This is a genomic window from Nocardioides sp., from assembly GCF_024509035.1.
In the GTDB taxonomy this organism is placed as follows: domain Bacteria; phylum Actinomycetota; class Actinomycetes; order Propionibacteriales; family Nocardioidaceae; genus Nocardioides.
The window spans coordinates 1-996 of sequence record NZ_JANINT010000409.1 but is presented as its reverse complement, the minus strand read 5'-3'; the positions used below and the strand labels follow the sequence as shown (position 1 = coordinate 996).

The window sequence follows — 996 nt, the reverse complement described above, 5'->3', positions numbered from 1 at the left end:
CCACTGGCCCACCGCCGATCAGCAGCCCGGCGTCACCCCGGCGGAGGTCGAGTTCGCCCACCGCTGGCGCCGGATGCCGAAGGTGGTGTTCTCCTCGACCACCGGCACGGTCGACTGGAACGCCCGGCTGGTCACCGGCGACCCGGTCGCCGAGATCACCCGGCTCAAGGCCGAGGACGGCGGGCCCATGGACATCGGCGGCGCCACCCTTGCCGCGGCCGCCATGCGCGCCGGGCTGATCGACGAGTACGTGCTGGCCACCGCGCCGGTCCTGGTCGGCGGCGGCACGCCGTTCTTCACGGCCCTGGACAACTGGGTGGACCTCGACCTCGTGGAGACCCGCACCTTCCCCGGCGGCGTGGTCCTCACCAGGTACGTGACCAGGCGCTGAGCTACGCCCGCACCGCCCTCGGGACCGACTCCCGCCAGGTCCGCCGCGACACCTCGGCGCCGTCGAGGGCCGCGACGGTCTCGATGGCCACGTCGTACGACGCGCCGGTGATCGTGACGTCCATGGTCGACTCGACGTGCACGTCGACGCCCGGCCAGGCGAGGTCGAACGTCGTCACCGCGTGCGCGGTCTGCTCCCAGGTACGCCGGTCGACGGTCACCGCGCCGCGGTAGTCCTCGCGGGCGGTGCCGTCGTACGGCGTCTCGTACTCGCTCACCGTGCGGGTGCGGGCCGTGGTCGTGCGGCGCAGGACGTCGTCCTCGATCGACCAGCCGACGCCCTCCGTCGACTCCGCGGAGTGCTCCGCGCCGGGTGTGAACGCCGGCGCGGGGAAGGAGCCCTCCAGCAGCGGCAGCGACAGCGAGCCGGCGTGCACGGTCAGCACCACCGGCGCGGGCGGGGCGATCGTGTTCGGCCAGTCCGAGCCGGCGACGCTGACCCGCAGCCGGTGCCCGGGCGACCACTCGTAGGCGCAGGCGTCGAGGTCGAGCTCCACGTCGTACTCGTGGCCCGGCACCAGCGGCGACGGAGCGCCGTGCACGCCG

The 996-nt window shown here is 74.2% G+C and carries 2 protein-coding genes; one reads left to right on the top strand and one right to left on the bottom strand.

Annotated features, from left to right (window positions below):
• On the top strand, positions 1-391 hold a 391-nt coding region (locus Q0L15_RS22590; protein WP_296607108.1), incomplete at its 5' end, for a dihydrofolate reductase family protein.
• Position 392: 1 nt separating this feature from the next.
• Here the strand turns inward: Q0L15_RS22590 and Q0L15_RS22585 are convergent.
• A partial coding sequence (locus tag Q0L15_RS22585; protein WP_296607107.1) for a CocE/NonD family hydrolase C-terminal non-catalytic domain-containing protein occupies positions 393-996 on the bottom strand: 604 nt, incomplete at its 5' end.